General features: G+C 58.0%; 14 protein-coding genes and 1 pseudogene. 10 read left to right on the top strand and 5 right to left on the bottom strand.

All coding sequences use genetic code 11. The annotated features are described in order from the left end of the window. Nucleotides 1-3: 3 nt before the first annotated feature. The 4 genes from AC1Z3F_RS12720 (at nt 4) to AC1Z3F_RS12735 (ending at nt 5,854) form a co-directional block, all read left to right on the top strand. Nucleotides 4-1,308, top strand: a complete 1,305-nt coding sequence (locus AC1Z3F_RS12720; protein ID WP_483565930.1) for an aromatic ring-hydroxylating oxygenase subunit alpha — start codon at nt 4-6, stop codon at nt 1,306-1,308. After that, a complete protein-coding gene (locus tag AC1Z3F_RS12725) occupies nt 1,305-2,693 on the top strand; it encodes a flavin reductase family protein (RefSeq protein WP_483565931.1) in 1,389 nt (462 codons plus the stop codon). Before AC1Z3F_RS12720 ends, AC1Z3F_RS12725 begins: the two co-directional genes overlap by 4 nt. Before the next feature lie 48 nt (nt 2,694-2,741). Further along, nucleotides 2,742-5,261, top strand: coding sequence for a GcvT family protein (locus AC1Z3F_RS12730; RefSeq protein WP_483565932.1), 2,520 nt, complete (start codon nt 2,742-2,744; stop codon nt 5,259-5,261). A 332-nt stretch (nt 5,262-5,593) separates the two neighbouring features. Beyond that, nucleotides 5,594-5,854 (top strand): GlsB/YeaQ/YmgE family stress response membrane protein, encoded by a 261-nt coding sequence (locus tag AC1Z3F_RS12735; RefSeq protein WP_131089418.1) that lies wholly within the window; start codon nt 5,594-5,596, stop codon nt 5,852-5,854. A 375-nt stretch (nt 5,855-6,229) separates the two neighbouring features. Here the strand turns inward: AC1Z3F_RS12735 and AC1Z3F_RS12740 are convergent, their stop codons facing one another. After that, nucleotides 6,230-6,790 (bottom strand): MarR family winged helix-turn-helix transcriptional regulator, encoded by a 561-nt coding sequence (locus AC1Z3F_RS12740; protein ID WP_131089419.1) that lies wholly within the window; start codon nt 6,788-6,790, stop codon nt 6,230-6,232. 238 nt (nt 6,791-7,028) lie between these two features. Here AC1Z3F_RS12740 and AC1Z3F_RS12745 point away from each other — a divergent pair, with 238 nt between their 5' ends. Both AC1Z3F_RS12745 and AC1Z3F_RS12750 read left to right on the top strand, forming a co-directional pair. Then, nucleotides 7,029-7,421 (top strand): hypothetical protein, encoded by a 393-nt coding sequence (locus AC1Z3F_RS12745; protein ID WP_131089420.1) that lies wholly within the window; start codon nt 7,029-7,031, stop codon nt 7,419-7,421. Nucleotides 7,422-7,524: 103 nt separating this feature from the next. After that, nucleotides 7,525-7,998 (top strand): hypothetical protein, encoded by a 474-nt coding sequence (locus AC1Z3F_RS12750; RefSeq protein ID WP_131089421.1) that lies wholly within the window; start codon nt 7,525-7,527, stop codon nt 7,996-7,998. A gap of 149 nt (nt 7,999-8,147) precedes the next feature. On the opposite strand, the gene AC1Z3F_RS12755 is transcribed toward AC1Z3F_RS12750, so the two are convergent. The 4 genes from AC1Z3F_RS12755 to AC1Z3F_RS12770 form a co-directional block, all read right to left on the bottom strand. Then, nucleotides 8,148-9,551 (bottom strand): cryptochrome/photolyase family protein, encoded by a 1,404-nt coding sequence (locus tag AC1Z3F_RS12755; RefSeq protein ID WP_131089422.1) that lies wholly within the window; start codon nt 9,549-9,551, stop codon nt 8,148-8,150. A gap of 1,349 nt (nt 9,552-10,900) precedes the next feature. Next, nucleotides 10,901-11,788 carry a bifunctional 5,10-methylenetetrahydrofolate dehydrogenase/5,10-methenyltetrahydrofolate cyclohydrolase gene (locus tag AC1Z3F_RS12760; RefSeq protein ID WP_131089423.1) on the bottom strand — a complete coding sequence of 296 codons (888 nt, stop codon included), beginning with the start codon at nt 11,786-11,788 and terminating at the stop codon, nt 10,901-10,903. Further along, nucleotides 11,785-12,408: a cyclodeaminase/cyclohydrolase family protein gene (locus AC1Z3F_RS12765; RefSeq protein WP_165477314.1), complete on the bottom strand. Its 624-nt coding sequence runs from the start codon at nt 12,406-12,408 to the stop codon at nt 11,785-11,787. The genes AC1Z3F_RS12760 and AC1Z3F_RS12765 overlap by 4 nt, the downstream gene beginning before the upstream one ends. Before the next feature lie 280 nt (nt 12,409-12,688). Next, nucleotides 12,689-13,594 carry a LysR family transcriptional regulator gene (locus AC1Z3F_RS12770; protein WP_131089425.1) on the bottom strand — a complete coding sequence of 302 codons (906 nt, stop codon included), beginning with the start codon at nt 13,592-13,594 and terminating at the stop codon, nt 12,689-12,691. Nucleotides 13,595-13,873: 279 nt separating this feature from the next. Here AC1Z3F_RS12770 and AC1Z3F_RS12775 point away from each other — a divergent pair, with 279 nt between their 5' ends. The 4 genes and pseudogenes from AC1Z3F_RS12775 (at nt 13,874) to AC1Z3F_RS12790 (ending at nt 18,632) form a co-directional block, all read left to right on the top strand. Next, on the top strand, nt 13,874-15,232 hold the full coding sequence (locus AC1Z3F_RS12775; RefSeq protein WP_242632506.1) for a PrpF domain-containing protein: 1,359 nt from the start codon (nt 13,874-13,876) through the stop codon (nt 15,230-15,232). Beyond that, a complete protein-coding gene (locus AC1Z3F_RS12780) occupies nt 15,166-16,143 on the top strand; it encodes a type 2 periplasmic-binding domain-containing protein (RefSeq protein WP_165477315.1) in 978 nt (325 codons plus the stop codon). Before AC1Z3F_RS12775 ends, AC1Z3F_RS12780 begins: the two co-directional genes overlap by 67 nt. 102 nt (nt 16,144-16,245) lie before the next feature. Then, a pseudogene (locus AC1Z3F_RS12785) lies at nt 16,246-18,245 on the top strand (tripartite tricarboxylate transporter permease). Nucleotides 18,246-18,254: 9 nt separating this feature from the next. Further along, nucleotides 18,255-18,632 (top strand): universal stress protein, encoded by a 378-nt coding sequence (locus tag AC1Z3F_RS12790; RefSeq protein WP_131089426.1) that lies wholly within the window; start codon nt 18,255-18,257, stop codon nt 18,630-18,632. The last annotated feature ends 132 nt before the right edge of the window (nt 18,633-18,764 follow it).

Below are 18,764 nucleotides of genomic sequence, written 5' to 3' on the forward strand. Positions count from 1 at the left end.
CAGATGACCGCTTCGGTAGGTGCCACGCGAAGCTCGCGAGGCAAACTCGTTTCGACACTGGACACGCAACAGCTCGCCGAGATTACCGAACTCTTCTCAAATCGGCGCAAGGGCTTTTCACTCGAAGCCCCTTTCTACACCGACCCCGCAATCTTCAAAGTAGAAATGGAAGCCATCTTCGGCACCCACTGGCTTTTTGCCGCCAGTGTTGCCGAACTCCCAGAGCCCGGCGACTACGTCACCTTGGACTACGGACCACACTCACTGATCGTGCTGCGCACCGATGACGGCGGAGTCAACGTCCTACACAACGTGTGCCGCCACCGCGGAGCCCGCGTACTTACCTCTAGTTCGGGCAGCACCGGCAATCTGGTCTGTGGCTACCACTCGTGGACCTACTCGCCAGAAGGCAACCTAATCCACGCCTCCTCCCCGGGTGAAATCGACTTCGACAAAAACTGCTTTGCGCTCAAGCGTGCCCACGGCCGCATTCATGCTGGCCTAATCTTTGTCTCCATCGCTGACACGCCACCGGCTGACTTTGATGACGTCGCCAAAATCTTTGAACCATACCTCGCTCCTCATGATCTGGGCAGCTCAAAGGTCGCCTACCAGCAGGACATCATTGAAGAAGGTAATTGGAAGCTGGTGATGGAGAACAATCGCGAGTGCTACCACTGCGATGGCCACCCAGAGCTAGCCTGTTCCCTGTTCCCCACCTGGGGTCTCACAGACGAACTGGTCCCACCACACCTCGAAGAGGTCTGGGAACGCAACAAGAGTGCCCAAGCCGCATTGGAAGAACGCTGCCGCCGTTATGGATTGCCCTTTGAAGTTGTCGAGGAACTTGATACCCGCATCGCAGGCATCCGCATCTCCCGTGAATCGTTGGACGGGGACGGCGAATCTTTCTCCGCCGATGGTCGCCGGCTATCCAAGAAGCTGCTTGGCGACCTGCGCGACTTCCGCCTTGGCCGTTGCTCCATGCACCTTCAACCAAACTCGTGGTTCCACTTCCAGTCCGACCACGTGATCACCTTCGCCGCTTACCCGATCAATGAGCACCAGACCCTGGTGCGCACCACCTGGCTGGTGGCCGATGACGCGGTGGAAGGCCAGGACTACGATCTGGAAAAGCTCACCCATACCTGGAAGCAGACCAACCTGCAGGACAAGGCCTTTGTGGAACTGTGCCAAACCGGCGCCGGCAGCCCTGCCTACCAGCAAGGCCCGTACATGAAGAGCGAATACCAGGTCGAGGCCTTCATCAACTGGTACACCCAGCGCGTGCTGGAGCACCTGGCATGAACAAAGGCACGACCGTGGTAGGCCCCTCCACCGCACAGCGCATCCGCGGATTGGAAATGCCGTGGAACCGGGTACTGCGCAGCCCCGAGCAGCCAGCCACCGCGGCTAAGGCGCTGGGACCATGGCACCCGCAGGAATTTTTGGCCGAGTGTGTGCAGAACATCGAGGAAGCCGGCGGGCTGATGACGTTCGTCTTCCGCCGCGTGGACGGCGCTCCTCTGGCCTTCCGTGCCGGTCAGTACCTGAACATCGCTTTCCCGGTCTACGGAGAAAACGAAGAGACCGTTGATCGCAGCTACTCGATCTCCAGCGCTCCGACCGTGCCCTGGACCTTTAATATCAGCATCAAGCGTGATGCCAAGGGATTGGTGTCCAACTGGGCGCACGAAAACCTGCGCCCGGGCATGGTGCTGGATATGCTCGGACCGGTGGGCGCCTTCCACCTCGGTGACTCGGACCGTCGAGCCCGCTACCTCTTTTTGGCAGCGGGAGCCGGCGTCACTCCGATCATGTCCATGGTGCGCACCATTCACACCCTGCCCGGTCAAGCCGATGTGATTGTGCTTTGCCATGGCACCGTCCCGGGAGACTTCCCCTTCTGGCAAGAGCTGGAATATATCTCCAAGGTCGACACCCGCATCAAGGTGTACTACTCCCTGGGGGACCGCGACAAACCTAAAAATTGGAAGGGTTACACCGGCCGACTGTCGGCTTCCATGATCGATGCGGTGGCCCCCGACGCCAACGGGCGCAAGGTTTTTGCCTGTGGCCCCGAAGGCTATTTGAACTCGGCAACCCAACTATTGCGTGACGTCGGGGTGGATGACACCTCGGTCTTTATGGAGTTTTTCTCTGGCGACCGCAAAACCTTACTGGAATACCAGAAGGAAATTGTGCTCGCCGAAACCATCGCCGAGGAAGTGGCCGAGTCGGTAGAAGAGTTCTACGAGAGCCAACCACCAGAACTTGGCATGTACGAGCCGGAATACGATAAGACCGGGACCCTCCAGTCGGTCGGCCAAGAGCTGATTGCGGTAGATTCCTCCGCACCGATTCCCCCACCAGAACCGGTCGATCCGCTACTGCCGACAGATACCTCGGACTTCGAATCAATCGGCGAAGGCAGCCTCACCATGAGCTTTGTGCGCTCCAAACTGAACGTGCTGATCAACCCGGAGCAGAAGATTCTCGGTGTGGCCAAAAGTGCCGGGATCCGTCTGGCCGCTAACTGCCAAGAAGGCATGTGTGGCTCGTGCAAGGTCATCAAACTTTCCGGCGAGGTCACCATGAATCATCAAGGCGGCATCCGCGCCCGCGAAATTGCGGCCGGCAAGTTTTTGCCTTGTTGTTCCACCGCCTCCTCGGACCTGGTCATCGACGCCTAGTTTCCAGATCCACCACAAACTTAGTCATCAAGAGCTTAAGGAGTCACCATGTCCCCCGTTTCCCCTCGGGTCATCATCATCGGCGCCGGCATTGTCGGAGCCAACCTCGCCGACGAACTGGCCACCCTGGGCCACACCAATACCCTGGTCATTGAGCAGGGGCCACTGAACATTCCCGGCGGTTCCACCTCGCACGCTCCGGGACTGGTGTACTCCTCCAACTCCTCAAAGTCGATGACCGAGTTTGCCCAGTACACCATCAAGAAGCTCACCTCGCTGGTGGGTGCCGATGGCACCGGCTCCTTCCTTCCGGTGGGCGGCCTAGAAATCGCCACCACTGCTGAGCGCCTGAATGATCTGCACCGCCGCGCCGGCTGGAACCGCTCCTATGGTGTTGAAGCCAAGGTGATTGACGCGGACGAGTGCCTGAAAAAGTTCCCTATGCTCGCCGAAGGCAAGGTGCTTGGCGGACTCTACACCCCGGGCGACGGCCTGGCTCTGGCAGCTAAGGGTACCCAGCTGGTGATGGAACGTGCCAAGGCGGCCGGCGTTGAATTCCTTGACCGCACCATCGTTACCGACATTGAACAGTCCGGCGGCAAGGTCACCGCGGTGATCTGTGGCGACGAGCGTTTTGAGGCCGACGTGGTGGTCTCCTGCGCCGGCTTCTGGGGCCCAAATATCGGCAAGATGGTCGGCACCTCGATCCCACTGTTGCCCCTGGGTCACCAGTTTGTTTGGACCACCCCAGCCCCTTCGCTGGCCGGCATCAATGAGCTGCCAAATGGCGCCAGCCGTCCGATCCTGCGCTACCAGGACCGCGACCTCTACTTCCGCGAATGGGGAGATCGTATTGGTATCGGCTCCTACGCGCACCGCCCGATGCCGGTTGATCTGGATACCCTTCAGGCCTACCGCCCAGAGGAGATCACCCACGAACGTATGCCTTCCTCGTTGGAGTTCACCCCAGAAGACTTTGCCGCCGAGTGGGAAGCCACCCAGGAGCTACTGCCGGATCTGCGCAACACCCAGATCCAGCGCGGCTTTAACGGCATCTTCTCCTTCACCCCGGATGGTGGCTCACTGGTCGGCCAGTCCAAAGAAGTGGATGGCTTCTACGCCGCCGAGGCCGTCTGGGTCACCCACGCACCGGGCATCGCCAAAGCCGTGGCCGAGCTGATCATCACCGGTACCTCCAAGACCGATCTGAGCGACTGCGATCTGAACCGTTTTGAAGACGTGCAGACCACCAAGGAATACGTCAGCGAAACCTCACAGCAGAACTTTGTGGAAATCTACGACGTCCGCCACCCGCTGGAACCACGCACCAAGCCCCGCGCGGTGCGCACCTCCCCGTTCTACTCCCGCCAGCAAAAGCTCGGCGCCTTCTTCCTGGAAGGTACCGGCTGGGAGCGTCCACACTGGTACGAGGCCAACGCTGCACTACTTGATCAATTGCCCGCCGAATGGGCTGCCCCAGAACGTGATGATTGGTCCAACAAGTTCCACTCGCCCATCGCGGCAGTAGAAGCGTGGAAGACCCGTACCGCGGTGGCCATGTTTGATATGACTCCGCTGAAGCGTGTGGAAATCACCGGCCCCGGCGCCGGCGCCCTGCTTCAGGGTCTAACCACCGCCAACATGCTGCGTGCCCCGGGCATGGTCAGCTACACCCTACTGCTCGACGCCGCCGGCGGTATCACCAGTGATATCACCGTGGCCCGCATTTCCGACGAGCTCTACCAGGCCGGCATCAACTCGAATGTGGATGTTGCCTACCTGAATCGTGAGGCTAAAAAGCACAATGCGGCCAACCCGGGCCAGTGGGCTGCGGTCCGCGATATCACCGCCGGCACCTCGTGCATCGGACTCTGGGGCCCGCTAGCCCCCGAAGTGATGGCCAAGGTCTCCGACGATGACATGAGCAACGACGGATTAAAGTACTTCCGCACCAAGCAGATCACCATCGCTGGCATCCCGGTCACCGCCATGCGCCTGTCCTATGTGGGTGAATTCGGTTGGGAGCTCTACGCTTCAGCCGATGTCAGCGCACGACTCTGGGACGCACTGTTCGAGGCTGGCCAAGAACAGGGCATCATCGCCGGTGGACGCGAGGCGTTCAACTCGATGCGTCTGGAGAAGGGCTTCCGTTCCTTCGGCACCGATATGACCAGCGAGCATGAACCAGAACAGGCAGGCCTGGGCTTTGCGGTCAAGGCTGCCAAGACCGTGGACTTCGTCGGCAAGTCGGCCCTAGCCGAACGTGCCGCTGCCGCCACCAAACGTCTGCGTTGTTTGACCGTCGATGACGGAGTTTCCGTGGTGATGGGCAAGGAACCGGTGTTCGTCAACGGCAAGGCATCGGGCTACGTCACCAGTGCCGCCTACGGCTACACGGTGCGTAAGCCGATCGCCTACGCCTGGCTGCCTATCACTGTTGAAACCGGAGACTCGGTAGACATCGAATACTTCGGTAAGCCAATCACTGCCACCGTGGTCGATGATCCACTGTACGATCCGCAGATGGAACGCTTGCGTGGCCTGTCGCTGGCCACTTCGGCCAGCTAGGCGTAAGAAGTAGAAGAGGCCCGGCTGCCTGCTTGCCGGGTCGAGATTTGCCGGTGCCGAAGCGATCAGGTTCCTTCGCTGTGTTCTCACCGAATGGGCATTTTTGCGCAGTGCATTACTGAACCCGCCCGCTCCAGCAAGATACGTTGCAGCTCTCCTGTTGGATGTGCTAATGACCATGGCTAATTCCCGGGGTACCCCAAGGGTCGATTCCCAGGAAGCACCCAGCTTGGCATCGAGGATTCCACTGCCTCTAGTACCTTACTGATCTGGAAGGCGGTGCCAGCAGGCACCACCGAAGCACCGTGACACTGAACAAAGGAGAAATCTCCATGGGCATTCTAGGATGGATCGTTTTGGGACTGATCGCTGGGGCTATTGCCAAGGCCATTAAGCCCGGGCAACAGGGCGGCGGATGGATCGCGACACTGCTACTGGGTATCGTCGGTGCCCTCGTCGGCGGATGGATCGGCTCCGCAATCTTCAATGTGGGAATCAACCAGTTCTGGTCACTCTCAACCTGGCTACTGGCTATTGGTGGTTCACTCGTGGTCCTGGTCATTTGGGGCTTGCTGACCCGCCGACGCGCCTAGGCCTCATGCCATAGCCCGTGAACGCACCCCGCTCAGGGGTGCGTTCACGGGCAACGGCAATTCCACGTGCCCAGGCAAGGGCCTGCCCTAGTTTTGCGGTTCTTTATGCTACTTGCACTCCAGGCACTGTCCAGTTCCCCGAGCTTGACTCGACTCTTCGCACTCTGCCTATTCTTCGTAGTTATGCTCGGTGAATCTTTTGAGCAAGGTTTGGACTCCCGCGGCCCGGCCCACCCAGTATTCGGGTTCGAGGCGAAAGCCGTTGGACACTTCCTTCGTCATATCCGTCAATCCATTGCGGTGGTCTTCGAATTCGTCTGGGCTGACACTCAGATCAATACGCCTCAGTGGCATTCACATCCCCCTGCCATCGAGCTAAGACGAAGTAAGATTTCCCCGGGAATCAGTGCCAGATGAGTGATCGCCCTGCGCAGGATGGTGCAGCTCGCGGTCGCTATATTCCACGCTGTCAATCAGGCCCTGCAGGAATTTCCCCGCCGCCCTGCGCTCCTGCGCGCTGAGCACGTCAACGGCTTCCATCATCCGCTCGTGCATCTGTTGCAAGGTCTCTCGCACCTCGGTGTCGCTGTACTGGGTGGGGACAATACCCACCGATCTGCGGTCAGCCGGATGCACGATCCGTTCAGCGTATCCGTCACGACACAGCCGGTCGATCATGGCTGACACCGAGGCATTAGAAATACCTAGTTTCTCAGCGAAATCTCGTTGACGGGGCACTTCCCCCTTTCGGTGTACCCTCAACAAAAAACGTAGGGCAGTCATATCGGTCTCGTTCATCCCCATGGATCCGCGAGTCTGCTCGCGCATTTTCCGCTCCGCATCACGATAGCGGCGCATCAGGTTCAACAGGTCAACAGCGTCCGGATCCCAATGGCCGTCACCATACCAATATCCATTTGCCCCATGGCCGCTCATGAGAACTCCTTTCATCGGATTCGAGCACAACAGTTGAGAATTTTGAGGACCGCTCACACCTCACGGTTAAACTCCGCCTTGCATCTTTTGAAAAAAATAATGTAGCCTTTCTAATAGTTAGCTTGTCTAAACATATTCTACTACGAAACATCGACGAGTGCCGGAGTGCAAGATGAAAGAGCATTTAGCAGTTCTCACAGATAACAGGACTACGGTCAAAAAGGCATGGACTGACAGGATGCAAAAGATCGCATCGTTCGGGACAGAGCAATGCCGACTGAGAAGCACAGTGCATTCGGCGATCTGCACCATCCAAGGCACGCCGGAAAAGCTGATCGTCAATCTTGCCTGCACCGCAAAGAGCGAAGAACATGTCACCGAGCACATGAACTTCGTCAATGACACCTTGTTGCCGCAGATGGAGCAGCTCCTGGGTATCCAGTTTGAAGTACGGAATCTACAGTTCGCCGTGGCTGGCCGGGAAAATCTCTTGGCTCAGCCCGAACACCTCCACGGCGGGCAGCGCGCCACTGATTGGCTAGAGAACCCCTTCATTGCACCGACATTGACCCCCGCCCAAGGCCTGCGGCTAGAGACGAGAGGGGCGCACGCGGATTTGAGCATGGCCTAAGGAATCCCAAGGCCAGCGCGATCGATGACATTCCAGTGCATCGATAGCGCACCCTTTGCAGCACCGTATTCACTGAGTAACGTATGAAAGGGAAGTATCTACAATGCCAGGTCGATTTGCTAGAACCCAGACCGCTGATCGGGTCGCTGATTTTCTCGCTACCCGTGAGGGCAAGTCCCATTTGACGTATTTTGGCTGGGCTCCGGGCATGCCCATTGTGATTACTCGCCCCAGCGAACCTCTCCATGATGTGATGGCGATGGTCTCTGTACACGGTCGAGCGGTGCTGGTGGCCACACTCGATCCCCGGAGCGAGGAGCTGCGCATGCTACACATCACCACCCCGCAACCTGCGCTACGCGTGGTTACCCCAGCACCCTCCTCGATGACCATTGGGGAGTTCTTAGACCGTGTCGCTTCGATGACAATTGTCGAATTTCGTGTGAGGTTCTGGCAGCACACCGCCGTAGCCCACGTGATTCCTTCCTGCCCTGCCATGCAGACGCCAAACACCGCTGGCATGAGATACCAGCTACCGACCCAGCGGCTCACTTTGGCAACCACCGACGCGAAATAGCCAGCAGGCTCTTCTCCTTAGAGTCCACCCTGTGGGCAGCTACTGAACACCAACCCCAGCAGCTGCCCACAGGGTGGTTTCTGCCGTGGATGCATCCGCAGCACCATGCTTTGGAAAGACGGTCCCTTTCAAGGCTGAGCGGGCCCCGATCACTGACCTTTGGCGGATTTCATCTGCTGATAAGCATCGAGCGCCATTTGCCGTGATTCCTTCAGGTCCACCACCGGCTCAACGGCCAACGGCGCATAGGCAGCGACGTAGCTACCTGAAGGATCAAACTTCTTGGCTTGAAGTTCCGGATTGAACACCCTGAAATAGGGGGCAGCATCCGCCCCACTGCCGGCAACCCACTGCCAATTGGCCGTGTTGCTCGCCAGATCCGCATCCACCAAGGTGTCCCAAAACCATTGCTCGCCGACCCGCCAGTGCAACCCAAAATTCTTGACCAGTAAGCTGGCCGTCACCATACGCACGCGATTATGCATCCAACCGGTCTGCCATAACTGCGCCATCCCCGCGTCAACCAGTGCGATTCCGGTGCGACCACGTTGCCACGCTTGCGCCAAGTGCGCCGCCCGAGCCGAATCCTCGGGCCAGGCCCAATCAAAATCGTCAAACTCTACGCGCAAATTTTCGGTGGGCATTTCTGGATGGTGGTAGTAGAGATGCCAGCAGAAATCCCGCCACGCAATTTGGCGGCGCATAGCCAACGCACCCTGAGCGAACCCCGGGGTGCTGCTCGCCAACACACTGAGCTCGTTCCATACCTGGTGCGCGCTGAGGTGTCCCCAACGCAGGGCCGCAGACAGCGCGGAGGTCCCGTCGAGGTCCGGTCGATCATGCTGATCCTGATAGTCTTGCGCGATCTGATCACGCACCATGGCCAGGCGCTCGTGGGCTGCTGGTTCGCCTGGCGTCCACGTTTCAGCCAAGCCCGTAGACCAATCCGGAGAGGTCGGCAGTAACTCCCAGCTCTGCAGCTCTTCGTTGAGTGGCAGCTTGCCCTGCGGCACGGATTGTGGGGCAGGCGCGGGCTGGGCAGGGCGAATCTCGGTGTCGCATAATGCCTTATGGAAGGGGGTGAAAACCTTGTATCCGGTCCCTGACTGCGTCAGCAGTTCCCACGGTTCGTGAAGCAAACTCCCGGCGTAGCTGTGCGCGGGAATCCTAGCCTTGCGCATCGAACTCTCAAGCTCGGCATCGACGGCGCGTTCAGCATGGCCATAGCGCCGGTTGAAGTGCACCCCAGCCACAGCACCGTGGGCGATCACGTCGTCGAGGACCTGCACTGTTCTGCCTCGACGCAACAACAGCGGAATGCCGAGCTCTTTGAGCGATGCACGCAAACTGAGCAGTGCGTGGTGCAGCCACCAACGGGCCGCGCCTCCCAACGGCCTGATGCCGGGAGAACTCTCATCAAGGATATACAGCCCCACCACCGGCCCCATCGCACTGGCCGCCAGCAGTGCAGGATGGTCTGCGGTGCGCAAATCATCGCGGAAAAGTACTAGCTGACATCCCTGGGCGGAGGTGAGGCTATGGCTGGGGTTCATGCAGCCAGCGTAAATCACTCTCCGCGGGCAGCCCGAGAACCTGAGTACCAGCAGTGAACGGTGCCGTTTCATCTGCGCTCAGGACATTCCAACAGGGCTGTTTACCTCCGTGGCCCAAAGCACCATCGGCACGTCCAGAGGGAAATAACTGGCTCACCGAACCCGTGTGGCTGTCTTAGCAATTCCCTCGTCCTAGTCAAGCCCATGCGGGGTCTTCGCCCAGACACGCAGCGATGGAGGGTAGGACCCAGTAGGCGGGGTTGAGCACCGCGAACACTGCCACCCTGGTCCCACAGCGGCGCCTCGAAACCAGTGCCGAAAACAGAATCATTCTGCATTACCCAAGAGCATGGTCGCCCAGCCTAAGGCTAAGAGGCCTGCGCGACATCGCAACCCGATCAAGCAGACACCCACAGAGGTGATGATCGTGAATCCGCGAACCAGCGGGTAGGACAGGTTCGTGAGCGGAGCACTGGCAATGAGGCCAACCTATACCCACCGCTCCCCTAGACAGGTGCGCCGCACAAACCCCAGGAGACGACGCATATTCACGGCGGCCGTAACCATATAACCTTTGACCCACGCTGAGACCTTGGAACAGGCTTGCACCCACGTGGTCGAGTCGATGAACCCCAGTCGGAATCCACGCATACTGTCGCGTAGCCCCAAGTCAACGCCCCGGTAACGTTCCACGGATCCCAACCATCGAGCTCACTCAGTTGCGCAGAGCGCAAGTGATTCGACGTGCCACCCAGCGGCAATGGAATTCCGCTGGCCTCGATGCCCGGAATCATGGAAGCACACCAGTGCGAATCTTCCACCGCGAACATTCGAGTGAGCACTTTGTGCCCGGCATTGTAGTAGTTCACGGCTGTTTGGACGCTGACCAGTGGGCGGAGAGTCGGTGGCTGAGCGCGCCGACCCTCGTTGCTCACTGTCATGGCGAGGCGCACGAGGATCATCGACGGTCGAGCATCAGTAAATTCACAGCGTCGATAATCAAGCAAGCAGGACCCTGGCTCCAGATCAGCGCTGCCATAAGTCAAACACGTGTTCAGGCCGGTCTCAACGCGTGCTGTCAACCCCGGCGCTAACAGCTGCGGCACCCGGCCTGCCAATAATTCACGCGGCACCGCGAGCCCACGGCGAAAACCGCCGCATGTTTGACCTCCACATCAACTATGCGGCGGTTTGGCGGGCATTATCCGATCGACAGATCCCACTTCACCACGTCGCCGGAAAAGCCCCTATTCATTCATCGCTTCGCCTGGCATCGGCCCTCCCAGCTTCCTACGCGGCCCGACGGACTGGATTGCCCGCCATGGCCAACCCCAAACGCTGGCGTACAGTTACCGGCGTGTGCTCATGGACTCTCCTCTCCACATGATCGTCTGGCAAACTTTTGTTGCTGCCTGCACGGTGTGCAGCAAAAGTAAGGCGGTGGTCACCGTTCCCACACCGCCAGGTACTGGGCTCAGCGCGCGAACCTTGGGTTGCACCGAAGCGGTGTGGACGTCGCCAACTAGTTGCCCATCGTCATCCACGTTCGTTCCTACATCGATAACCACCGACGAGTCAGCCACTTCATGGGCGGTGAGCAGGTTGGCGCGTCCAACAGCCATGACCGTCACCGCAGCCGTCTTGGTGAATTCGGGCAGTTCTGCGGTTTGCGAATGACAGATGCTCACCGTGGCATCACGCTGTAACAACAGCTGAGCCAAGGGTTTACCCACGACCGCTGAGCGTCCGACTACTGCCACATGGTGGCCCGCGAGCGGGATCCGATAATGCTCAAGAATCTCAATCACCGAACGCGCGGTCGCTGGAGCAAAAGCAGGCTGGCCCACAGTTAGTCGGCCAAGACTCAATGGATTGGCCCCGTCAATATGTTTGGTCGGGTCGATCAACTGCACCAACGCCGCAGCATCCACGCCACTGGGTACCGGGGTCTGCAGGATGATGCCGTGGACTGCTTCGTCCCCGTTCAAGGCCTCAATGGTGGCAGTAAGTTGCGCCTGGGTACCGTCCGGCAGTTCCAGCACTTGACATTCAACGCCTTGTGCAGCGGCGGCTCGCTCGATGGAGCGCACATACCATGTGGTCGCTTCGTTCCGGGTCGCGAGGACGACCGCTAACCGTGCACTGAAGCTATCACGGTTCAGACCGACTACCAACTGAGCGGTCCGCGCCCGAATCTCATCAGCTACCGGTTTCCCACTCAAACGTTGTGCCGTCATACCGTCACCGCCGAGCGCACCTCGCAGCTGAGCTTTTGAGCTTGACCGATCATCTCACTGGCTAGGTTCGTGACCAGACCCAGGCGCTCCCGCTCTACTTCATCCTTGATGGCAGCGATATTCATTTCTAAGGTGACCAGCGCGGTTCCTAAAGCAGCGCGCGCAGACTCCCCTGCGGCAGCAATATCACTAGAAACGGCGCGATTTGCTATAGGCAATAAGTCTTGGGCAAGGTTGATGATTTTAGAAGCGATGTCAACCGTGGATATCAAAGGAGCGGCTGCTTCAATGGTGGCCTTGCGAATCGTTGTACTTCGAATGAGCTTCTGCTCTTCATCATCTTTTGGCAAAAAATACGCATCACTGAGCAGTCCGAACAGCCGCTCATCTTCTTCAGCGGCGTGTATTGCTTCTCGCATATGCTGCTTTGCTCTTTGTGCGATGAGCTCAGCTTGCTCTTGAACCTCGACATACCGTGGGCCGGAGGTAAATTCTGCCACCATTGACACCAGTGCGGCGCCCTGGGCCGCATGCAGTGCTGCCGCCGCCCCTCCGCCTGGAGCGGGCGCTCTAGAAGCGAGCCGCTGAAGATAACTGGTGACAGTTTCAGTGGTGATCATGGAATATCCCATCGCTCAGTGTGCATGGCATGACAGTCCTAGACCAACCGGATCTGGCCGTGTTGGCTGCTTCAGCCCGCACCATAATGGGCCACAGGAATGCTGAATACGACACATAGGGCTTAATATCCAGTTGGTATATCACACTTTATTGAAGTCTAGAACACCACCGCGCGCTGGTCAAGAGCTTTTCCGCTAGCCTCCACGAACGTTAACTTCCAGTCCCAAACAGACAATGAGGCGCAGCCTAAATACTCAACTCGCGCCTGGTTGTTTCGTGCTATTCAATCCAAGTCTTACCCATGTCAACCAGTAACGTCTGGAACGCGTTTTCTGCTGGTGCGCGAACACGATCCCTGCGCTGAGCCAAGACCACACTTCGCGCTGCGGCACCCGAACCAAGAGAAAGGATTTTGACGCCTGGATGTGGGTTCATCACCGCGGACTGCGGCGCCAAGGCAATGCCCAGTCCAACAGAAACCATCGCTTGAGCTTCTTGATAATCGTTAGCCTGGAAGGAGATCTTTGGCGAGAAACCTGCGGCGTTGCAAGAGCGCTCTAGGAGCTCAGCAACCGGATGCATGTTTGCTCTGACGATCCAGTGATCGCCTGACGTGGCAGCCATATCCACTTCATCAAACTCAGCTAAAGGGTGGTCGGCACCAACAACCAAAACAGTAGGTTCGGTAAACAACGTGGTGAGTTCAAAGTCCGTCCGGTTCAGCGGCATCCAGTCATATTCCCACAGCAGACCAAGGGAGATTTCGCCACGGGAGAGCAACCCCATAAGCTCCTGCAATCTCGTACTACGCACGTCGAGATTAATCGACGGGTACATCTTGCGGAACTTGCTGATGACCTGAGGCAAGAACGAACTACCCAGCGTTGGGAAGGTACCCAAACTCAAGCTGCCACTTTTCAGTCCTGCCAGCTGGTCTAAGTCCGCTATGGCCGCATCCATTCGACGCAAGATCGAGCGTGCGTGACCGGCAAGGATATGTCCTGCATCCGTGGGAACCATGCCGCGCGCATGTCGCTGCAGCAGCGGTTGCCCCACTTCTTCTTCCAGCTTTCGCAACTGCTGGGAGACGCCAGATGGAGTGTAAAAAAGTTCATCAGCAGCCGCCGTGACCGATCCGCCTTCTACGACGGCGAGCAGTATTTGCAGTCTTTTGATGTCGAGCACGCCAGCACCTTTCAGTAAAACTTAACTATATTTCAGAAAGCTTACACGCCATGGAATCACTCGAATAGACAACGATCGCTTCAGCCCGCTTCAAGCCCCAGCAGCAATTCTCCACGTCTAAACAGTTTGTAATTTCGCAGTTTTAAACATTACTACAACTATATGCAGTTTTTGTAGCTACTCATTAACTGACTGCTCACGGATCATCAATAGCAGATTATTGTGCTGGCCGTCACGGTCAAGGCTGGCGCGCAGTTCTGAAGAGATTGGCTCAATCCATTGAAACAAGCAGTCACAGCGACTTGGATGCGCGGAGGTACCAGCAAATGCTGGGTCTTCGAAAAAAGCGCACTGCAAGTCCCCGGGTACACTACCGATGAGGTGTTGCTTCGCCTCTTTGGTTCTCCCGACTCCCGCCAAATCGATGGCGTTGGTGGAGGCAGCTCAACGACGAGCAAAGCCGTCATCCTGGAACCAAGCCAGGAACCAGGAATCGATGTTGAGTACACCTTTGCCGAAGTCGGAATCGACCAAGCTGTCGTAGATTGGGGAAGCAACTGCGGAAATTGCTCCGCCGTCATCGCTCCTTACGCCCTGAAACGGGGCTGGGTTCAGGCCAAGGACCAGTTTGTCACCGTGCACATTCGCAACACCAATACGGGACAGCTGCTCGTCGAACAAATGAACCTCGACGGTTCAGAATTTTCGGCCCTCATCCCCGGCGTCCCTTTCACCGCCCAAGGCGTTGAGATAGGTTTCCTCGATCCGGCCGGTGCCACCACCGGGAAGCTGTTTCCTGATAGAAACGAAACGTCAACGCTGAGCATTCACGGCGACACGTCGGAGCAAGTTCAGGCAACGCTCATCGATGCCGGCGCACCCATCGTCATCATTGATGCGCAGTCCGCACGACTTGAAGGCATTGAGTTTTCACACTGGCTCACCGAGTCACTGGATGAAATGCCACGCCTTGACCGCATCCGCCGTGCAGGCGCGGTGGCCATGGGGCTAGCCGACTCTCCAGCCCAAGCCGAACGGGCCATCCCCAAGCTGGCCATCGTCCAAGCCGCCGACACACAGAACCACAACGACCTACTGGTCATGATGCTCTCCATGGGTGCTCCGCATCCAGCCTTGGCCATCACCGGAAGCATTGGGCTGACCCTGGCAGCCCAACATCAAGGAACCGTGCTGGCAAAGCTGCTGAAGCAGACGCCCGGCGAGTTCCTCAAACTACAAACACCTGCCGGTCAGATCACTACCTGGCAGCGCCAGATCGACGGCACATTGGTTGTGGGCACCACCCGCACCGCTCGAGTATTAGCCGAATCTACGCTCAGTTTTGACCCCATCAGCACAGAACATGGTGAACCAACCGTGACTCATCTTGAACTTCCCGACGCCTCAGAAGATCAGCTTCTGCCCGACCCAGAACCTCATCGTCGCCGCACCGTCTTCGCATCGGTGACAGCCTTCGCGGTGCTCGGTCTGGGAGCTACCCTCGTGGGTGGAGGATTACTGAACCCACCAGCCACCACGGCCGACGGTGACTATTCAGGGAAACCATTGAGATGGTCATTCCACTGGCCGAAGGTGGAGGCACCGATACCTGGGCCCGATTTGTCGGCCAAGAACTAGCTCAAGACATTCCCGGGCAGCCCGGATTCGCGCCAGTCAACGAGGCCGGCGGTGAAGGCATTACCGGGAGTAACCGCTTCGCCTCCTCCGCCTCGGATGACGGGACCGAGCTACTGGTCAGCACCGCCACTACGGTGGTCCCTTGGGTCTTGGACCGAAACGTGGTGAAGTACTCGTTCGAGGATCTTACACCGGTTCTGGTCAACGGCACCGGCGGGGTGATCTACGCTCGCACGGCCGCTGGTGTGACGTCCCCCAAGGACCTGACCGACCGGCAGAAGCCATTGGTCTTTGGCGGCATTTCAGCTACCGGCCTTGATCTCACTACGCTGGTTGCCTTCGATCTCTTGCAAGCAGACATCTCGGCAACCTTCGGCTTCGAAGGACGCGGACCAGTCAACTTAGCCCTACAACGTGGAGAAGTAGATATCGACTACACCACCACCTCCTCGTATCAGTCCGCCGTTGAGCCGAGCGAAAAGGACGGGTCAGCTACCGTACTGATGTCCTTTGGCCAGCTCGATGAGAATGGGAAAGTTATCCGTGATCCCAACTTCACGGACACGCCCACAGTGACCGAGGTGTATCAGCAACTGCATGGAAAAGCACCTGAAGGGCCTAAATTTGAGGCCTACAAAACTCTGCTCGGCTTGACCTACACCTACCAAAAGGGACTCTGGGCACCCAAGGATGCACCCGCAGAAGCAGTGACGTTGCTGCGCGACTCCGCCCATGAGCTTTCAGACGATAAAGAATTCAACAAAAAGGCCGCCGAGGTACTCGGTGGTTACCCGATCGTCGCTGATCAAGACCTATCCGAACGCGTTAAAAACGTTTACACCGTGACCGATGAGACCAAGAGCTATGTCACTACCTTGCTCAAGGACTCCTACGGCATCGAATTAGATTAAGAAGGCACGACAATGTTGGATTCCGCATTGGCCGCTTTGGCCTCGCGGGCCGATCCGAGCATGCTATTGATGCTGCTCATCGGCGTTATCTCAGGGTTGGTTATGGGCCTGATCCCAGGCTTGGGCGGCACCGCCGCCGTAGCCATCCTGCTACCGGTCACCTTTGGCATGGAACCTGCGTCCGCGCTGGCCCTGCTCATCGGTGCCTTAGCCGTAGTACATACCTCGGACACGGTATCGGCAGTATTACTTGGTGCCCCGGGCTCAGCTTCTGCCTCGGTCACCATGCTTGACGGGTACGCGATGGCGCGCAAAGGCCAAGCCAAACGAGCCCTGAGCTGTTTATGCTGACCGTTCTCGGCGTGGCGCTGGCCGCGGTGCTCTCTCGAGGCAACGTGATCAAAGGATTAACCGCTGGGCTAGCTGGCATGTTGGTGGGCATGATTGGCACCGCGCCGAGCACCGCTGAAGAACGCTTCACTTTTGGTTCACTCTTCCTCGGCGACGGACTGTCCCTAGTAGCAGTGGCGCTGGGTATTTTTGGCCTGGCAGAAATTGCTTCGCGGGCCAGCCAGCGCCGTGGTGACAAGCAGTCGGTAGAGGTTACCGGTGGGTGGGGCTCGGGCATCCGAGAATGGCTCACCCACTGGTCTCAGGTGCTTCGTGGTGGGCTGATCGGCATTTGGGCCGGAGTTCTACCTGGTGTGGGCGCAACCGCTGGAATTTGGTTGGCTTACGGTCAAGCTGTGGCAACCGCCAAGGACAAGCGCCAGTTCGGTAAAGGTGACCCGCGAGGCATCGTGGGTCCGGAAAGCGCCAACAACTCGCTGGAGGCCGGCGACTTGATCCCCACCTTCCTCTTCGGCATTCCTGGCGGTGTTCCCTCGGCCATGCTCTTGGGCATGCTGTTGACCTACGGCATCCAGCCTGGTCCAAGTATTATCAACGAACACCTTGACCTGCTGTACATGATCATTTGGGCTTTTGCCATTGCCTCGGTACTTGGTGCGCTCTTCTGCTTTATGACGGTACGTCCGTTGTCCTCACTGACCAAGGTTCCCTTCTCTATCTTGGCGGCCGGTCTTGTCGTGATCATGCTGTTGGGCTCATTCCAGGACGGTGGACAGCTCGGAGACCTGTGGGTCATGTTGCTGCTCGGCGTTGCTGGCTGGGTTTTGAAGTCCACCGGTTTCCCACGCGCACCATTTTTAATCGGCTTTGTGCTGGCCATCCCGATGGAACGCTACTACTTCCTTACCGACAGCCTGTACGAGGGCTTCGACTGGATGCTGCGCCCCGGCGCCATGGTGTTCATCGCGATTCTGGTTCTGCCGATCCTCTGGAATATCTTCAAGTGGTTCCGTGCCCGTCGCAAGCTCAGCGCTGATGATGAGCTGAAGTCTGACAGCGCTCCTGATGCTGAGGCTCCGCTGAAGAATTCCATCTGGTCGCTGTGCGCTGCCGCAGTTCTACTGGTTGTATTTGCCGGTTCACTGGTGCTCTCCTCCAGTTACTCGCCGGATGCCAAGCTGGTTCCGCAGTTGGTCGGTTGGGTCGGAGTCATCATGTCCCTGGTTGTGTTGATGACCGAGCTGCGCACCCGCAAGGCGGCGGCAAACACTTCGCAGCAGGTACCCATTGATGCCACCGCGTTCTTGAACGAACAGGCGGCCGTCACCCCTGACGGTGCCACCACTGTCCGCGGCGGATCAGCTGCTTCAGGTAAGCATGCTGCACTGACTAACGAAGCAGTAGTGGGTTCAGCTCGAACTACGGATGCTTTGGTTCCAAGCCTGCCCGGTGTTGCCATGCCCGGCGGCGGAGGTTCGTGGGGTCCGAAGTGGACCGCCAATGCATCCTTCGCACTAAGGACCTTCGCATGGATGGCTGGTTTCCTGATCCTGACAGCACTGTTGGGTTACCTCGCTGCCATCTCCATCTTCCTTCCGACCTTCTTGTTGATCGTGGCTCGCGCCAAGCTCAAAACCACCATCATCTACACAATTGTCTTCTTTGTGCTGATGCTGGCTCTACCTTCTCTGTTGCCCATCGATCTTCCACAGGGCCTGCTGGCCTCGTGGCTCTGTTCCGCTTTTACCTAGGAGAACTCCATGGCAATTCTCGCTTGCTTTAGCAATACGCCCGCAGAAAAAGCTGCAATACGCCGGGCACTGGCCGAAGCCCATAAGGCTCAGGACTCATTGTTGATCGCGAATCTCGATAGGGAACCGATCTCTGAGGCGAACCTTGGCATTGATATGAATGCGTTGTTGGACTTCGGGGTGCCTTTGCAGGTCCTGCCGCAGTCCGACACCGTCCATGATCCCGCCGACTTTGTGCTTCAGTCTGAACAAGATCATCAAGTCTCGCTCATTGTTCTGGGCTTACGTAAACGCTCCAGGGTGGGAAAGTTGTTGATGGGAAGCGTCGCTCAGCGCATCCTCATCGAGGCTGACTGCCCGGTGCTGGCAGTGAAGGCTCAGGATTAGGCTAGGCGTCTAGCAAAATAATTACGGTCCCATTCAAGGTTCCGCGTCCTTTTGATTTGATCAACAAGACGCGGAACCTTTTTGGTCTTCAGCTTCTGGGTGATCGATGAGATAAGACTTCTTCAACAAACT

This window comes from Glutamicibacter sp. MOO4 (genome assembly GCF_056934395.1).

Excerpts from the sequence above, each read along its gene's own strand:
- AC1Z3F_RS12720 (WP_483565930.1), top strand. The coding sequence starts at position 4 with ATGACCGCTTCGGTAGGTGCCACGCGAAGCTCGCGAGGCAAACTCGTT.
- AC1Z3F_RS12725 (WP_483565931.1), top strand. The coding sequence starts at position 1,305 with ATGAACAAAGGCACGACCGTGGTAGGCCCCTCCACCGCACAGCGCATC.
- AC1Z3F_RS12730 (WP_483565932.1), top strand. The coding sequence starts at position 2,742 with ATGTCCCCCGTTTCCCCTCGGGTCATCATCATCGGCGCCGGCATTGTC.
- AC1Z3F_RS12735 (WP_131089418.1), top strand. The coding sequence starts at position 5,594 with ATGGGCATTCTAGGATGGATCGTTTTGGGACTGATCGCTGGGGCTATT.
- AC1Z3F_RS12740 (WP_131089419.1), bottom strand. The coding sequence starts at position 6,790 with ATGAGCGGCCATGGGGCAAATGGATATTGGTATGGTGACGGCCATTGG.
- AC1Z3F_RS12745 (WP_131089420.1), top strand. The coding sequence starts at position 7,029 with ATGCAAAAGATCGCATCGTTCGGGACAGAGCAATGCCGACTGAGAAGC.
- AC1Z3F_RS12750 (WP_131089421.1), top strand. The coding sequence starts at position 7,525 with ATGCCAGGTCGATTTGCTAGAACCCAGACCGCTGATCGGGTCGCTGAT.
- AC1Z3F_RS12755 (WP_131089422.1), bottom strand. The coding sequence starts at position 9,551 with ATGAACCCCAGCCATAGCCTCACCTCCGCCCAGGGATGTCAGCTAGTA.
- AC1Z3F_RS12760 (WP_131089423.1), bottom strand. The coding sequence starts at position 11,788 with ATGACGGCACAACGTTTGAGTGGGAAACCGGTAGCTGATGAGATTCGG.
- AC1Z3F_RS12765 (WP_165477314.1), bottom strand. The coding sequence starts at position 12,408 with ATGATCACCACTGAAACTGTCACCAGTTATCTTCAGCGGCTCGCTTCT.
- AC1Z3F_RS12780 (WP_165477315.1), top strand. The coding sequence starts at position 15,166 with ATGGTCATTCCACTGGCCGAAGGTGGAGGCACCGATACCTGGGCCCGA.
- AC1Z3F_RS12790 (WP_131089426.1), top strand. The coding sequence starts at position 18,255 with ATGGCAATTCTCGCTTGCTTTAGCAATACGCCCGCAGAAAAAGCTGCA.